Origin of the sequence: Flavobacterium melibiosi (assembly GCF_048158545.1) — a bacterium.
Taxonomy (GTDB): domain Bacteria; phylum Bacteroidota; class Bacteroidia; order Flavobacteriales; family Flavobacteriaceae; genus Flavobacterium; species Flavobacterium melibiosi.
Genome location: NZ_JBLNKU010000004.1, coordinates 129910 through 147823, shown reverse-complemented (window position 1 = coordinate 147823; position 17914 = coordinate 129910). Strand labels below are relative to the sequence as shown.

The following is a 17914-nucleotide window of genomic DNA, read 5'->3' as shown; positions in this document are numbered from 1 at the left end:
ACTTTGCCAGCAAACCTCGTAGAGCAGGATAATTTACCAAGTAGAATTAGGATCATAATAATACGAATCTATTTCCCATTTTCCTTCCTTATTTTTTTTCAGTAAAGCGGTAAATCTGTCCATTGTTTTCCACCCTAGATTAGCATTAAAAGTTATAAATGCATTTTTATCATTAATTAGTAATGGCGTTGACAAATTAAGAATTAAGGTTTCTGAAAACTTAGTATAATTGTTTTCTTTAATACTTTTTGTTAACTCACTATGTTCTATAATTGAAACGGTAATAGTGGTAAAATCAGAAACGTTCCAATGATGTGTTTTAGTAATTAAAGTGTCCTTTATGTTTTTTATTTGGACTTCGTTAAGAATCCAATCATTATTAGTAGAGTTTTTTATGGGTAAATTTCTATCTGTATAACAATATTCATAGATCAGTAATGAAGATAATTTGCTGATTCCTTCTTTGATAAAGCAAAGCCGATAATTTTTGTATGGTTTGTAACGATCTTTTTCGAGTTCTATCTCTAAAAAATCATTAATAATCTCACTTTCTGTTTTTGTAATACCCATTCCCTTAGCAGTTGGGGATATTGTTTCAAAGCCATCTTTATTGTTTTTTTTAACTGAGCAAGATAAAGCTAAAAAAACTATACCAATAATCAATACTTTTTTCATATCATGATTAATTACAAGGTTGTCCCATTGGGCTTTGTAAATTTGCTGTACCTTGACCCACAGGGCTGCCAGTTTGTTCACAAGCATATCTGTTTATTATTCTTTCTCTATTAGGGTTTCCAACAGGTAATAAAGTGTCAAAAATCGGAGTTCCATATAATCCCCCCCAAGCTAAATCGTCATAAACTTGCTGGGAGAGTCCTGGTTGAAATTCTTTGAGTGCAGCAGCTATAGCACTTACATAACTATTGGCTATTTCTTCATGGTGTAAATTCGGGCCAATTGGAAAGTGATTTGTTACTGCTGCGTTAAACAAAATAGGAAGTTCATTAAAAGAATTGGTTGCTCCCATATTGTAATCATCAATCACACTAAAAAAGTAGGTGTGTGCCATTTCGTGTAATAAAAAAGCAGCGATAAATAATTTTGTTTTGTCTGGATAATCTGGATTTACATACACCGTATAATTATATTTTGTTCCAAGTGTCGTCCTAATTGTGTTAGCAGGGTCAACTATTTCTTGTAGTTGACCATTAATCACAACGCTATTATGTGCAGTTTTAATAGTCGTATTGTAAACAGAATCATCCGCACCAAGTTTGGCAAACACATTTGCAAAATCGCATATCGTTGCATTTTTTATTTGTTGAAATACCCCTTTACCACAAGGATCTAAATAAGTATCATCAATTTTGTTTTCAATTAATAAAGGTATTATTGAAGTAAAAGTAGTTGGATTTTGCGACATTCGTGTTATACATTGTTTGATAAAGCTCTCACTATTAGAAGAAAAATTATTTTGTGCTAAATAATTAAAAATATCAATATCAGTTCCAGCTGGTTGTTCATTAATCCAAAAAAAGTTAAAATGATCTAAAACATACTTAACCCTCGCATTTGTTGGGTCATCAAAATTATGTGCGTCTAAATAATTGAAAATTATTTGTTGAGCGTCAGGTGATAAAGAAAACACACCTTCTGGTGTATCAAAGTTTAAACTATTAATAAAAGTCATACCTGGAGTAATTACTAGTGTTGTAAATACACCACTAGGACTCATAGTTGTATTCGTATTTACAAATGTTCCATTACCCCATCCTGTTTCTGATATAGTTATGTAACTACTATTATTTTCAATAATTGTAGTATAATCATCTGCACAATACTGTTCAGATGTAATTGTTTCTTCATTGCATGTATATGAGTTTTCATGAGTTCTAGTGCAATCACCAGAATATATAGTATAGATAGTTAAACAAAACTCGGTAGTTCTTGCATTTATGATTGGTTCATAAACTACTTTATGTTTTAATATATCTTTTTTATTTAATTTTTTATAATCCTCTTCATTAAAATCATATTTAACTCTAAATACATCATATTCTCCATTTACATTCTCAGTAAATAATACATTTTCTATTTTTTTATTTACATCTTTATTATAAATTTGAAATGTATATGATTTATGACCGTCTACGGATATTATTTCTCTACCATTTGTGTCATCAAAATAGAAATTGTTTATTTGATTATACCTTTTTTTAGAAAGTATATTTTCATTTTTTAAATTAAGATTATCAACAGCTTTAAATAATTTTTCATTGTCTTTTTTTGATAATTCCCTTAAAGATACTGTATTTGTATTTAATTCTTTTTTTTGTTGAATTGCGTCTTCATACAAATCTTTTTCGCAGCTTAAAAATGTTAACATTAAGATTAGTGAAAGAAACCGAGCTAAGAATTTAATTTTTAAATTCATATTAAATTGTTTTTTACCTTTTCATTTCGCATTTGCTGGGCAGTAAAGGATTTGTTAGCTCCCGTTATTCAGATTATTTTTCTTTTTTCCGGTGTTTCTATTTACCCAATTATGGAAATAAGGTTTTCTGTAACTTGCATATATGTGTGATCAAAAGAAAAATCATTTATTTAACGAATATAACAAATAAAATACTACAAAAATTATTTTCAATACAAACAATTAATCGCTATTGAACCTCCAGAACCCGCATGAAGGATGGCAGCGGAAATCCTCCCGATTTTTCTTCGGGAGATTACAGCGTCCCGAATCCTCGGGATCCTGACGCAGCTGTAACGCAGAGGAAGCTGGGGCATGCCCAAAAAAAATCCCTCTTGAAAATGTCAAAGGGATTGTAAGCTTTATATCTTGGACAAATTAATCGATTTCTTTGTCTTCTTTCTCCACAGCATCTTTATAATCGGGATATAAAAACTTATTGTACGGAAAACGGGTGATGTGAATTTGTCTTACGGCTTCATAAACGCGTTCTCTGAATTCCTCGAAATTTTCTTTGTTTGTTGCCGAAATAAATAAGGCATTTTGCTCGCCTACTCGGCTCATCCAAGTCGATTTCCATTCTTCCAAAGTGAAATGTCTCGGTGTTTTTTCGGTCATTAAATCATCGGCATCAATAGTCAGCGGTTTGTAGGCATCAATTTTATTGAAAACCATAATTACCGGTTTGTCATTCGCTTTGATATCCAATAAAGTTTGATTTACCGATGCGATATGATCTTCAAATTCAGGATGCGAAATATCAACTACGTGCAATAACAAATCGGCTTCACGAACCTCATCCAGCGTGCTTTTAAAAGAATCAACCAATTGTGTCGGCAATTTTCGAATAAATCCTACGGTATCCGAAAGTAAGAAAGGCAAGTTTTTGATAACTACTTTTCGAACGGTAGTGTCTAAAGTTGCAAAAAGTTTATTCTCTACAAAAACATCACTTTTCCCAACAGCATTCATCAAGGTTGATTTCCCCACATTAGTATATCCAACCAAAGCTACACGAACCATTGCGCCACGATTACCGCGTTGCACACCCATTTGCTTGTCGATGGTTTTTATTTTTTCTTTCAATAAGGCGATTCGGTCACGAACAATACGTCTGTCTGTTTCAATCTCGGTTTCCCCGGGTCCACGCATTCCAATTCCTCCTTTTTGACGCTCTAAATGCGTCCACATTCCGGAAAGTCTTGGTAATAAATATTGGCATTGAGCCAACTCTACTTGCGTTCTGGCATACGAAGTTTCGGCACGTTGCGCAAAAATATCCAGAATAAGGTGCGTTCTGTCCAGGATTTTACATTCCGTAATAATTTTAGATATATTTTTTTGCTGCGAAGGCGATAATTCATCATCAAATACTAAAGTTGAAATATCATTTTCTTTTACAAAAAGATGAATCTCTTCAATTTTTCCAGTTCCAACAAAAGTCTTGGGATTTGGGCGTTCCATTTTTTGCGAAAAACGTTTCACAACTTCACCACCTGCGGTAAAAGTCAAAAACTCCAATTCGTCAAGATATTCGTTAAGTTTCTCTTCACTTTGGTTTTGAGTTACTATACCAACTATAGCCGTTTTTTCGAAATTTATTACTTCTTTTTCTAACATGTCTTTGAATAAGCTACAAATTTAATGATTTGTCAGGGACTTATCTAGTTATGGGTTTATAAAAAATTAGAAGCCGTGAATAATGATAGTTTCTTGCGAAAGCACTATGACAAATGGAAACATCAAAACTTAATTTTGAGAGGACAATACCAGCATAATCATTGTTTTTATCATAACTTTGTTTTTAGAAAAAAAGAGTAAACGTAAGAAAACTACTTTTGACTTATCAATCCAAAATACAGGCTACAATGTCTAATAAATCGTCCAGGTTTAGCGCAGATAGAGAAAGGAGTACCCATTGTGAACCGTACTTTTGACCAATGACACGTTTTAATTTTTATCTTTTCCTTTCTACTGTTGAAACGTTTATGATGAATTTACTTCAAATCAATTAATCCTTTCAAAGAACAAATACAGGATGACAAACCAGATGGAATGACGGGCCGTGATTAAAAAAAAATTAAAATAGAAATGACAAAAATTAGCATTCTGGGTTGTGGTTGGTTGGGTTTACCTTTGGCGAAAGCCTTGTTAGAAAATGGCTTTTCCGTGAATGGATCGACTACTACGTTGGAAAAATTGTCTTTATTCGAGAATTTAGGGATCAACCCTTTTTTGATTGCACTTTCAGCGTATAAAACGGATGGAAATATAAGTAATTTTCTAGAAAATTCTGAAGTTTTGATACTTGATGTCCCGCCTAAACTTCGTGGCACTGAAAAAGAAAACTTTGTTTCAAAAATCAGAAATATAATTCCATTTATCGAAAAATCATCTCTCAACAAAGTGCTTTTTATAAGTTCAACTTCCATTTACGGCAACAGTCATAGCAACGTTTCAGAAGAAACCGTACCGCATCCGGATACTGAAGGAGGCAAACAATTACTGGAAACGGAACAGCTTTTACAAAGCAATGAAAATTTTAAAACCACTGTGCTTCGTTTCGGGGGATTAATTGGCGAAGACCGACATCCCGTGAAATTTTTAGCGGGTCGCGAGAATCTGGATAATCCGGATGCTCCTATAAATTTAATTCATCAGGAAGATTGCATTGGCATAATTCTAAAAATCATTGAAAACAATTCTTGGAATGAAACTTTCAATGCAGTTACTCCTTTTCATCCTTCCCGCTCCACTTATTACACCCAAAAAGCTATGGATTTGAATTTAGCGTTGCCAAAATTTAATCATGAAAATGCTTCTATTGGAAAAACGATTTTGAGTGATAAAATAGAGGCTATTTTAAATTATACTTTTACCAAACTAAATTTATAAAGTGAGAACTAAAATTAAAAATGCGGTTTCGTCTAAAGTTAATGCCATTGGATTACCCATATTGGCTTTATGCTGGGTCAGTTTTTTTTGGGGCACCACTTGGATTGCTTCAAAAGAAGGTGTGAAACATATGCCGGCTTTACAACTTGCTGCCATTAGACAATTCATTGGCGGGTTTCTGTATATCTCCTTTTTCTTATTCAAAAAAACTCCTTGGCCAAAAGGAAAACAATGGAAAACAATACTAATTCTGAGCATCCTTAATTTTGTTTTAAGCAACGGATTAAGCACTTGGGGTGTAAAATACATCAGTAGCGGTTTAGGAGCTATCATTGGGGCTATTGTTCCATTATGGATTGTGATAATTAGTTTTTTTAGGGGAGAACGACTGGCAAGATTAGCTATAATTGGTTTAATCGTAAGTTTTGGCGGCGTATGTGTTATCTTCTACGACCATTTAAATGATTTTCTGATTCCTGATTTTAGATTTGGAATTTTAATTTCGATAATTTCTACTCTAACCTGGGCATTTGGATCTTTATATACTAAGAAAAAAGCCGCTAGTTTTAATCCCTATTTTAGTTTAGGATTACAAATGTTTCTCTCCAGTATTTTACTTTTTGCTTATACAGGAGCTACTGGCACGTCAGTATCGTTAAGTTCTATTCCAGCCATTTCCTGGTGGTCAATTGCCTATTTAGTTGTTTTTGGCTCTGTTCTTACTTTCATTGCCTTTATTTATGCGCTGCAACATTTGCCAGCACAAATAAGTAGTGTTTATGCATACATAAATCCAATTATTGCCGTAATTTTAGGTGCCGTAATTTTTGGAGAAACGCTTAATGCTTCCATTGCAATAGGCGGTGGAGTAACCTTATTTGGATTATATATGGTGAATTATTCGTTGCGAAAAGGACGGAAATGATATAATATTAACCTAATAAAATTAAAAACTATGAAGCTAAAAATTATTTTTTTAATGACAACCGTTCTTACTCTACTTGCCGTTCACGGACAACAAAAGAAAGGTACTATAGTTCCAAATGAAAATTTGATTACGGAAAATATTGCAGAAATACCCAAAGAATTAGCCCGTGAAGTTAAAAAATATTCAGAATCAAGAAGTGCTTCTTTGGCCCAAATTCATCCTACAAGAAATGATATTATTATTAATACCCGGTTTGGTTCAACTTCACAATTACACCGCATAACCCAACCTATGGGAGCCAGAACTCAAGTTACTTTTTTTGACGAACCTGTAATTGGTGCCACTTACGAACCTACAAAAGGGGAATACTTAATTTATTCTAAAGACATTGGAGGGAATGAATTTGGTCAATTATTCAAACTCGATTTAAAAACACTCCAATCTACGCTATTAACAGATGGGGGAAGATCCCAAAATGGAGGTGTAACTTGGCGAAAAGACGGAAAAGGATTCTATTTTTCCTCGACTAAGAGAAATGGCGGAGACAGAGATATTTACTACATGGATCCTAATAATCCTAAGTCTGAAAAATTAATTCTTCAGGTAAAAGGTGGCGGATGGGGAATACAGGATATTTCATCCGATAATAAAAAACTATTGATTGGCGAATATATTTCTATAAACGAATCATATATATGGTTATTAGATATTGAAACCGGGAAATTAACCGAAGTTACAGATAGAAATATAAAAAGTGTAACACAAACTGGTGCTGGTTTTTCAAATATTAATAATGAGATTTGGTTCATAACGGATAAGGATAACGAATTTCAGCGACTGGCCACAATGAATTTAGACACCAAAAAAGTAACTTATTACACCTCTAATATCCCGTGGAATATAGAGAATTATAATTTATCCGAAGATAAAAAAACAATTGTTTTTGTTAGTAATGAAGCTGGATTAAACAAAATGTATTTGATGAATGCCGACATTAAATCATACAAAGAGGTTAAAAATCTTCCTATAGGATTAATTGGCGGTGCTAGTTTTACAAAGGACAATCAGAATATTTTCTTCACCCAATCTACTGCCCAATCAGCATCAGATGTTTATAAACTAATCCTTAAAACTGGAGTTATTCAACGTTGGACAGAAAGCGAGTTGGGCGAAATGCAACAATCGGACATGTCTGTTCCTAAATTCATTGAATGGAAAAGTTTCGATGATTTAAAAATTTCTGGTTTTTACTATCCCGCTTCTCCAAAATTCAAAGGGAAAAGACCTGTCATAATTATGATTCATGGCGGTCCTGAAGCACAATCTTTAGCTTCATTCTTAGGCTCAAATAATTTTTACACCAGTGAAATGGGCGTTTCTTTGCTGTATCCCAACGTAAGAGGCTCTTCTGGTTTTGGGAAAACTTTTTTAGCTAAAGATAACGGTTTTCTGAGAGAGGACTCTGTAAAGGATATTGGTGCTTTATTGGATTGGATTGCGCAACAACCTGAATTGGATAAAGACAGGGTTATGATTATGGGAGGAAGTTATGGTGGTTATATGACCTTAGCAACAGCCTTTCATTATGCGGATAAGATAAAATGTTCCGTTGATATTGTAGGTATTTCAAATTTTAATACCTTTTTGAAAAACACCGAAGAATACAGACGAGATTTAAGAAGAGCAGAATATGGTGATGAAAGAGAGCCGAAAATGGCTGCTTTTTTTGAAAAAATGGCTCCTCTAAACAATATTGATAAGATTAAAAAACCATTGTTTATCATTCAAGGTACTAATGATCCTAGAGTTCCTGTAACCGAAGCAACTCAGATGCGAGATAAACTAAAAGCTCAGGGCAACACGGTTTGGTATCTTGAAGCAAAAGATGAAGGACATGGATTTAAAAAGAAACCAAATATTGATTTTCAACGCTTGGCTGTAATTCGATTTATGCAGGAATATTTAGTAAAATTACAACCATAAGAATCGCTAGGTTACACAGCCTCTTTTATTATTCTGCCGTCAAATAAACTACCTCGGGGCAGAGCCCACTAGGTATTGGAAAAGTTAAACACAAATTTACACAAACAAAAAATCTGTGAAAATCTGTGAAATCTGTGGCTAAAAAAGAAAACGAAGCAGAGCTTCGAGGAATTAAACCTAAAGAGATTAAATAAAACAGATTTACTGCATAATAATTACTTTCACCAATCGTATTTTTAATTTTGCGACTCTAAATTATGATTTTAATTGAGAAGCCGTTTTTCAGCTGCTTTTTTTTATCATATAACAACAATTCCAAACAAAAAATTCACTAACTTTAGTACTCTAAATCAGAAAAATTGCATGGTGGTATGGACGGCGAAATCCATAAAACACTGAGGTGAAAGTCGGGTTGCCGTTCATAGAAAAGAACGTGATTTTATCGCACGTATGAAACAACAAAAAGTCGCGAGATGGAGTATAACTTTAGATACTTGGCACTTGCCAGATACATCCGATAATAAAATTCTTTTCAAGATAGAAGAAGGAAGTACTAAACTTTCATCTATAGAAGGTAAGGACACAAATAGAAAAATTTAAACACTGGTTACTATCCTAACGTTATAATTGCAGCACAACAAAAACTTATACTAAGGCATTAAAGCCATTTTTTAGTTTTCTACAATGAAAAGACAGTTTCCTAAATCACCGAGGATGTGATTCTTAACAATACTAACTTCATCCTTAAAAACAATTTATCGTCATTCTATCAAAACCAAATTGCAAATGCGATAAAACTATTTTCAAGACCGTTGAATTCAAAAAAATAGAGATTAAACAAAGCCAGTGGTTATTTAAAAGGTAACAGAAGGAAATATTTTATAGTGTTAATTGAAATTACTTAGTCATAACTGAAAAAAGAAATTATGAAAAAGTTTTTATTTATTATATTGATTCTCACAGCAAATATAGTATTTGCACAACGAATAGTAACTGGGGCAATAACCGATAAAACAAACAATCCTATTGAAAATGTAAAAGTTAGCGTGAAAAATACCGAGCAAAAGACTTTTACGGATGCGGCAGGAAAGTATTCACTTGAAGTACCAGTAGCATATGGAACACTTGAATTTACTAAAGAAAATTTTAAAGCCCAGATGGTTGAAATTACCAGTGATGTGCTAAATTTAGACATGACATTGATTGCTGATACTGATTTGATTGAACTCAGTTTAGATGAACTAATGAATATTGAAGTTATAACTGCTTCGAAAAAATCAGAAAATCGAAAAATTGCACCAGCAACAATTTATGTTGTCACTGAAAAAGATATTATTGAAAACGGCTACACTGATTTAACAAATCTATTGGAAAACGTTCCGGGTGTGGTAGCTATAAGAACCGACCATTTTACTTTTGGCGGACAACGTGGTTTTTTAAGTAATTTTTCGCAAACGATACTGTTGGTAAACGGACGAGAAATGCAGAATTTATTTGCTTCCGAAACATTTATTGCAACACAATTTGCAACGCATAACATAAAACAGGTTGAAATTCTGCAAGGTCCGGCTTCAGCTCTTTATGGTGCAAATGCTTTAGTTGGCGTTATTAATATCATCACAAAAAACGACTCCCCTGATTTTAATGGAATAGAGTATCATGCTGGAATTGGAACACAAGGAACTCAATCTCAAAGCTTCGTTTTTGGAAAAAATTTAAAAGATTTTCGTATTAGTGGGAGTTTTCGATATTTCCGTAGCAATCTTTGGGATTATAAAGATTTTATAAAAGACACCATAAATTTTAGACAAGGAGTTCCTTCTAAAGCGTTTCCCGTAAACCAAGAATTTAAACAGAGCAGCTGGTCACTTCCATATGCTGCGAAAATTTCTTACAAAGACTTTTATGTGGGAATAGAGGGTTATGAGCTTAAAGGCAGTAAAGGCCTTGAAAATATTTCGTTAGATTACACTAATCAGAGTGATTACCGTCAATTAGCCTTGTATTATGCCGGTATGGAAAAAGAAATTAATGCCAAACTTAAAATTAATACAGAACTTCAATTTTATAAAGAAAGATTCTGGGGGGTAAACTACACTTTTGACAACGCTATTTATGACACTCTTGTGAAAAACGGGCATAATCCTGACTCACCTCTTACTGATCATGAAATTAAAGACAATTTTATGATGGCCTATTCACAGCAATCGAGTTCCGGTTCAAAACGATATAAAGGAAATATACAGTTAAATTATGTTCCAAGTCAAACTTTATCTATTATCGGAGGTTATACTTTTGACATGTTTGATTTGTTAGGTTTAGCTCGTTCTACAGATAGATTAAATTTTAGTTTTGATGAAACACGCTCTATCGAAAATAGAATGCGCAAACCATTTTTTCGTCAGTATAAAAATTCACTGTTTTTACAATTGCAAAAAACACTTTTTGATAAACTATATATCACATTGGGAGGACGATTTGATTATCACAATATCTATAAATCCATTCTTACCTTTCGCAGTGGTTTGGTTTATACACCCTTTCAAAAAACTTCGATACGATTTCTTTTTGGGCAAGCTTTCCGTGAGCCTAATATTTTTGAACTTGGTGCCTCATCGGTAAATAATGTGGTTAATGAACTTGATCCGGCACGTATGAATACTTTTGAGGTTGGAATTAACCAATCGTTTACAAGTAATTTATTAGCAAATATTGTTGCCTACAAAAATATAGCAACAAATTTTATTGAACCTACCGAAACGGGAGGGTTCATAAATTCAGATAATGTAATAAATGTCTTTGGTATTGAAAGCCAATTATTTTATAAAACAGGAAAAATTAAAACTGAAATTGGTTATTCTTATGTCAAAAAAGATGCTGACGATTATGCTGGTGTCAGTACCGTAAATCTTGGCGTTTATCCCCATAGAATAACTGGAGGTTTGACTTTTAATGCAACTGATAACTTTACAATCAATTCAAGAATCAATTATTATTCTCAGATTCAAGCAAAACATGGTAATAAGGATGTTACACAAATAATTACCATTCCAGCTTTTGCTAAGGTTGATTTGACATTTTCTTATGTAAAAATAAAAGTGTACGATGCCGAAATTACTACACAATTACTAGTTACAAATGTATTTGATTCCCAATTTTATCAACCCAATATAAGAATAGGTGGTCCAAAACAATTTTTACAGCATGGAAGACAACTATTTTGCAATTTAATAGTTAAATTTTAAAAATGATAAAGGAATGATACAACCGCTACTATCAGTTTAGACGGCAGCAAGTTTTCTCTATTATAGCCAATTTCGAAAAAACGAAAAAGAATTCAATAATATTTGTCTTAAAAATACAGCTGTTTTTAATTTTTTTGATGTTGAAATTTGATAAAAGGCGGAATCAAGTTATAAATGCAAGATGACCATTTTTTTACCAACAAATTATCAATTATCAACTAAAAAAAGAAATCATGAAAAAGTCTTTACTTATTATATTGGTTCTCACAGCAAATATAATATTTGCACAACGAATAGTAAATGGGGTAATAACCACCAAAACAAACAACCCTATTGAAAGTGTAGAAATTAGTGTGAAAAATACAGACCTAAAAACTTTTACAGATGCGGCAGGAAGGTATTCCATTGAAGTGCCGGTAACTTCTGGAATACTTGAATTTGCAAAAGAAAAATTCAAAGTTCAGGTGGTTGAAATCACCAGTGATTTGGTAAATTTAAACATCACATTGATAGCTGGAGTTGACTTATTTGAACTCAGTCTGGAAGAACTGATGAATATTGAAGTTATAACTGCTTCGAAAAAATCAGAAAATCAGAAAATTGCACCTGCAACAATTTATGTAGTCACTGAAAAAGATATTATTGAAAACGGCTACGCTGATTTAACCAGTTTATTGGAAAACGTTCCGGGTGTGGTAGCTATAAGAACCGACCATTTTACTTTTGGCGGACAACGTGGTTTTTTAAGTAATTTTTCACAAACGCTACTATTGGTAAACGGAAGAGAAATGCAAAATTTAATAGCTTCCGAAACATTTATTGCAACGCAATTTGCAACACATAACATAAAACAGGTTGAAATTCTGCAAGGCCCAGCTTCTGCTCTTTATGGCGCAAATGCTTTGGTTGGTGTTATTAATATCATCACAAAGAATGATTCCACTGATTTTAATGCAACAGAGTATCATGCTGGAATTGGAACGCAACAAACTCAATCTCATAGTATCGTTTTTGGAAAAAATTTAAATGATTTTCGTATTAGTGGAAGTTTTAGATATTTCCGCAGCAATCTTTGGGATTATAAAGATTTTATAAAAGATACTCTAAATTTCAGACAAGGAGTCCCTGCTAAAGCATTTCCCGTAAACCAACAATTTGAACAGCGCAGTTGGTCGCTTCCATATGCTGCGAAAATTTCTTACAAAGGATTTTATGTGGGTATAGAGGGATACGAACTTAGAGGCAGTAGAGGACTTGAAAATATAACGTTAGATTATAAAAGTCAATACGATTACCGTCAATTAGCCTTATATTATGCCGGAATGGACAAAGAAATTAGTAGCAAACTTAAAATTAATGCAGAACTTCAATTTTATAAAGAAAAATTCTGGGGATTAAACACTTCTTTTAACAAAGCTATTTATGATACTCTTGTAAAAAACGGACATGATCCGGACTTACCACTGACGGATCAAGAAATTCAAGAAAATTTCATGGATATCTATTCACAGCAATCGAGTTCAGGTTCAAAACGATATAAAGGTAATGTACAATTAAATTATGTTCCAAGCCAAACGGTATCTATTATCGGTGGCTATACTTTTGATATGTTTGATTTATTGGGCATAGCACTTTCTAAAAATCGATTAAATCCTGATTTTAACGAAACTCGTTCTATTGATAATAGCATGCGCAAACCCTTTTTCCGTCAGTATAAAAACTCACTGTTTTTACAATTGCAAAAAACACTTTTTGATAAATTTTATCTCACACTGGGCGGAAGATTTGATTATCACAATATATACAAATCCATTTTCACCTTTCGAAGCGGTTTGGTTTATACCCCATTTCAAAAAACTTCAATAAAATTTCTTTTTGGGCAGGCTTTTCGTGAACCTACTATTTTTGAACTTGGTAATTTATCGATAAACAATAAGACTGTTACAATTGATCCAGTACGTATGAACACTTTTGAGATTGGAATCAATCAATCGTTTACCAGTAATTTAGTAATGAATATTGTTGCCTACAAAAACACAGCAACAAATTTTATTGAACCGGCTGCAACGACAAGTTTCATAAATTCAGATAAAGTAATCAATGTCTTTGGCATTGAAAGTCAATTATTTTATAAAATAGGAAAAATTAAAACTGAAATTGGCTATTCTTATGTTCTAAAAGATGCTGACGATTACGCTGGAGAGCGTACTGCAAATCTTGGTGTTTATAAACATCGAATAACCGGAGGTTTGACTTATAATGCAACCGACAAGTTTTCAATAAATTCAAGAATCAATTATTATTCTCAAATTCAAGCAAAACATGGGAATAAAGAGATTTTACAAGTAATTACCATTCCCCCTTATACCAAGATTGATTTGACATTTTCTTATGTAAAAATAAAAGTGTATGATGCAGAAATTACCACACAATTATCAATTACAAATCTGTTTAATTCCACATTTTATCAACCCGACATTAGATTAGGTGGTCCAAAACAATTTTTACAACATGGAAGACAATTGTTTTGTAATTTGATTTTCAAATTTTAATAGGATCTGTGAATGTAGCAATCGGCAACATCAGTTTGGCTGCCAGCAAATCTTGTATTGCAGACTATTTCGAAAAAAAACCACTATTATTTGTCTTAAAAATACAGCTGTTTTTAATTTTTTTGCTATTCAAATTTGATAAAATTAAAAGAGATTCTTTTTTAAAATTACCTTTTTGTATTTTTGCTTCAAATTACTATTATGAAATCTATTTTTTATAAATACCGAAAGTTCTTTGGTGTTTTATTAGTCTTTTCTATCCTAACAATTTACTTGTTTTATGTGGCCCTTAAACCCAGTAAATCACTTCCTATTTTTAATCCTTCAGATGTAAACCCGGAATTAGTAGACAGTACCGTTCAATACATCAGTAAATACCATACCATTGCTGATTTTTCGTTTGTAAACCAAAACGGAAAAACCATCACCCAGAAAGATTATGAAGGCAAGATATATGTTGCTGATTTTTTCTTTACAACCTGTGGTTCTATTTGTCCAAAAATGACAACTAATTTAGCCGAAATTCAAAAAGCGATTATCAATAACCCAAAAGTAATGTTGCTTTCCCATACCGTTTTCCCGGAAATAGACAGCATTCCAGTTTTGAAAGCGTATGCTCTAAAAAACGGAGTTGTTGACAGCAAATGGAACCTGGTTACCGGTGATAAAAAAGCCATTTATACGATGGCAAGAAAATCCTATTTAGCTGTAAAATTAGGGAGACCAGAACAGTTGTATGATATGGTTCACACCGAGAATTTTGTTTTGGTTGACACTAAAAGACGGGTTCGTGGTTTTTATGACGGAACTAAAAAAGAAGACATGAAACGTTTGATAGAAGATATTAATTTTTTGTGTACCGAATAAAAAAATTAAAAAATTGGATTCCAGCGGTTTCCTTTCTTTATCAGTCTAATAAAGAGTCTCCATTTCCTGGCTTTTATTTATCCCAAAAAGGTACAAAAATGATAATTATCATTTGTTTTGGCATTATAATATGTACTTTTGCAATCTTAATTCAATCTAAATAAGTCTTGCGAACAACGATACAATCCCTCAAAAAAGGCGAAAAAGCCATTATCAAAGATTTTGATATTGATATCGTTCCTTTAAAACTATTAGAAATGGGTTGTTTACCCGGGAACATGGTCGAATTACTTCAAATTGCTCCTTTTGGAGATCCTTTATATTTAAACATCAATAATGGTTCCCATGTTGCTATTCGCGTGGAAACAGCGAGAGAAATCGAAGTTGAAATAATCAAAACCAACTTATGGTAAGCAATCGAAACATTAATGTCGCTTTAATAGGAAATCCTAATGTAGGGAAAACTTCGGTTTTCAATCAATTGACAGGTTTAAACCAACAAGTCGGCAATTACCCCGGAATTACGGTTGAGAAAAAGATTGGATTTTGCAAATTACCCAATAATGTCAAAGCTAATATTCTGGATTTACCAGGAACCTACAGTCTGAACGCCAGTTCGATTGACGAAAATGTGGTTATTGAATTATTGCTGAACAAAAACGATAAATTATATCCGGACGTGGCACTTGTAGTCACTGATGTTGAAAATCTAAAACGAAATTTACTTCTTTTTACACAAATAAAAGATTTAGAAATTCCTACTATCTTAGTCATAAATATGGCTGATAGAATGGAATACAAGGGAATAACACTTGACATTCCGTATCTTGAAGAACACCTAAAAACTAAGATTGCGCTGATAAGTTCCCGAAAAGGTTTTGGAATTGATGAATTAAAAAAATTAATTGTCACCTACAAAACGATTTCCAGTGAACCGTGTTTGAATGCGTCCAGTATTGATCCTGAATATTTCAATACGTTGCGCAAAACATTCCCCAACCAATTGTTGTATAAATTGTGGTTGGTAATTACTCAGGATGTAAACTTCTTGAATTTAGATCGTAATGAAATCCGAAGTTCATTGACTAAATCGCATTCGGATTTAAAGCGTTTGCAACAAAAAGAAACCATAAAACGCTATCAGTTTATCAATGATGTATTGAAGGTAGGATTGAAAGTAGACGAAACTGTCGCTAAAGATTTCCGAAGCAAACTGGATCGTGTCCTGACGCATAAAGTGTGGGGTTATGTAATTTTCTTTTTAATCTTATTCGTCATTTTTCAATCTATTTTCGAATGGTCTAAAATTCCAATGGATTTTATCGATAGCACTTTTGCTTCGTTGAGTTCGCTAGCTGCTGACCATTTACCCCCAGGAGTTTTAACTAATTTAATTTCGCAGGGAATTATTCCCGGAATTGGCGGAATTTTGATATTTATACCACAAATTGCCTTCTTGTTTATGTTTATTTCCATTCTCGAAGAAAGTGGTTACATGAGCCGAGTAGTTTTCCTGATGGATAAAATCATGCGAAAATTTGGTCTGTCCGGAAAAAGCGTTGTACCGCTTATTTCAGGAACAGCGTGCGCGATTCCTGCGATTATGGCAACCAGAAATATAGAGAATTGGAAAGAAAGACTCATCACCATACTGGTAACTCCTTTTACAACTTGTTCAGCAAGATTACCTGTTTACGCCATCATTATTGCACTGGTGATTCCAGATACTCGCGTTTTTGGAATTTTAAATATGCAAGGAATGACCTTGATGTTGTTGTATCTTTTGGGTTTTGGAATGGCGATTTTCTCAGCTTACATTTTAAATAAAATCTTGAAAATAAAAGGAAAAACATATTTCGTAGTAGAAATGCCCAATTATAAATTACCGCTTTTCAAAAACGTGGGAATTAATGTAATCGAAAAAACAAAGGCATTTATTTTTGGTGCAGGAAAAATCATATTAGCAATTTCCATCGTTTTATGGTTTTTGGCTTCCTACGGACCTGGAGAAAAATTTAATAATGCCGAAACTATTGTTACTGAAAACACAAAGGGAAATCCATTATCAGAAGCAGAGTTTGAAAATGCTGTAGCATCACAAAAACTAGAAAATTCATATATCGGATTAATGGGAAAAACTATTGAACCTGCCATTTCTCCTTTGGGTTACGACTGGAAAATAGGTATTGCTATTATCAGTTCGTTTGCTGCCAGAGAGGTTTTTGTGGGAACATTAGCCACCATTTACAGTGTAGGAGGAAGCGATAATGAAGTTACCATCAAAAACAAAATGGCTGCTGAAATCAACCCTATCACAGGAGAAAAAATATTCAATTTTGCCTCAGGCATTTCTTTATTACTGTTTTATGCTTTTGCCATGCAATGCGCCAGTACACTTGCCGTTACAAAAAAAGAAACCAATTCTTGGAAATGGCCCGCTGGACAATTAATATTCATGTCTGGTTTTGCCTATGCTGTGGCTTTGATTGCGTATCAAATCCTGAAATAAGTCTCTTTGGCCAATTTGGAATAATGGTCTAGCTGTAGAAACTTTGATATTAGTTTAACTCAAAAAGCAATCGGTATCGATTGCTTTTTCTTATTTTTACATATGGATATTCAAGAAATTTTAGCTTTTATTGCACTTGCAATTGCACTTGCCTTTTTAATCCGAAAATTCTTTTTCAAAAGAAAAAAATCAGATAAGAATTGCGGTAGTGATTATGATTGTGGTTGTCATTAAAACTTTGTTTAAATCCATTCGTTTTTAAACCTTATGAATGAAGAACCAATTAGAATTATTTTTTTCCTTTCTAATAAATGCGATAATTAGACTACTTTAAAAGCCCAATCGGGTTAAACTTTCCTTAAAAAAACAGTCTTTTATTTTAAATTAATTAATTTAAAATAACTAAATTTACATAGTACAAAAGCGCATCATTAGACTTAAAATCAGACGTTTCCATTTTTT

At 33.0% G+C, this 17914-nt stretch carries 11 protein-coding genes; 8 read left to right on the top strand and 3 right to left on the bottom strand.

Annotation, left to right across the window (positions count from 1 at the left end):
• Positions 1-33: 33 nt before the first annotated feature.
• The 3 genes from ACM55F_RS06400 to hflX all read right to left on the bottom strand — a co-directional run bounded on the left by ACM55F_RS06400 (position 34) and on the right by hflX (position 4093).
• A complete protein-coding gene (locus ACM55F_RS06400; RefSeq protein ID WP_416852952.1) occupies positions 34-675 on the bottom strand; it encodes a hypothetical protein in 642 nt (213 codons plus the stop codon).
• Between the two features lie 7 nt (positions 676-682).
• A complete protein-coding gene (locus tag ACM55F_RS06395; protein ID WP_416852950.1) occupies positions 683-2434 on the bottom strand; it encodes a hypothetical protein in 1752 nt (583 codons plus the stop codon).
• A gap of 417 nt (positions 2435-2851) precedes the next feature.
• Positions 2852-4093 carry a GTPase HflX gene (hflX, locus tag ACM55F_RS06390; RefSeq protein ID WP_416852948.1) on the bottom strand — a complete coding sequence of 414 codons (1242 nt, stop codon included), beginning with the start codon at positions 4091-4093 and terminating at the stop codon, positions 2852-2854.
• Between the two features lie 471 nt (positions 4094-4564).
• Between hflX and ACM55F_RS06385 the strand changes: the two genes are divergently transcribed.
• The 8 genes from ACM55F_RS06385 to feoB all read left to right on the top strand — a co-directional run bounded on the left by ACM55F_RS06385 (position 4565) and on the right by feoB (position 17452).
• Positions 4565-5368, top strand: coding sequence for an SDR family oxidoreductase (locus ACM55F_RS06385; protein ID WP_416852946.1), 804 nt, complete (start codon positions 4565-4567; stop codon positions 5366-5368).
• 1 nt (position 5369) lies between these two features.
• The gene (locus ACM55F_RS06380; RefSeq protein WP_416852944.1) at positions 5370-6293 is read left to right on the top strand and encodes a DMT family transporter; all 924 of its coding nucleotides are present in this window, start codon (positions 5370-5372) and stop codon (positions 6291-6293) included.
• A 30-nt stretch (positions 6294-6323) separates the two neighbouring features.
• Positions 6324-8279 (top strand): S9 family peptidase, encoded by a 1956-nt coding sequence (locus ACM55F_RS06375; RefSeq protein ID WP_416852943.1) that lies wholly within the window; start codon positions 6324-6326, stop codon positions 8277-8279.
• Positions 8280-9205: 926 nt separating this feature from the next.
• The gene (locus tag ACM55F_RS06370; RefSeq protein WP_416852942.1) at positions 9206-11524 is read left to right on the top strand and encodes a TonB-dependent receptor; all 2319 of its coding nucleotides are present in this window, start codon (positions 9206-9208) and stop codon (positions 11522-11524) included.
• Between the two features lie 233 nt (positions 11525-11757).
• Positions 11758-14076: a TonB-dependent receptor gene (locus ACM55F_RS06365; protein WP_416852940.1), complete on the top strand. Its 2319-nt coding sequence runs from the start codon at positions 11758-11760 to the stop codon at positions 14074-14076.
• Positions 14077-14277: 201 nt separating this feature from the next.
• Entirely contained in the window at positions 14278-14943 is a 666-nt protein-coding gene (locus tag ACM55F_RS06360) for an SCO family protein (RefSeq protein ID WP_416852939.1), read from the top strand.
• 167 nt (positions 14944-15110) lie between these two features.
• Positions 15111-15356, top strand: a complete 246-nt coding sequence (locus tag ACM55F_RS06355) for a FeoA family protein (protein ID WP_416852937.1) — start codon at positions 15111-15113, stop codon at positions 15354-15356.
• Positions 15350-17452 carry a ferrous iron transport protein B gene (feoB, locus tag ACM55F_RS06350; RefSeq protein WP_416852936.1) on the top strand — a complete coding sequence of 701 codons (2103 nt, stop codon included), beginning with the start codon at positions 15350-15352 and terminating at the stop codon, positions 17450-17452. The genes ACM55F_RS06355 and feoB overlap by 7 nt, the downstream gene beginning before the upstream one ends.
• Positions 17453-17914: the final 462 nt, after the last annotated feature.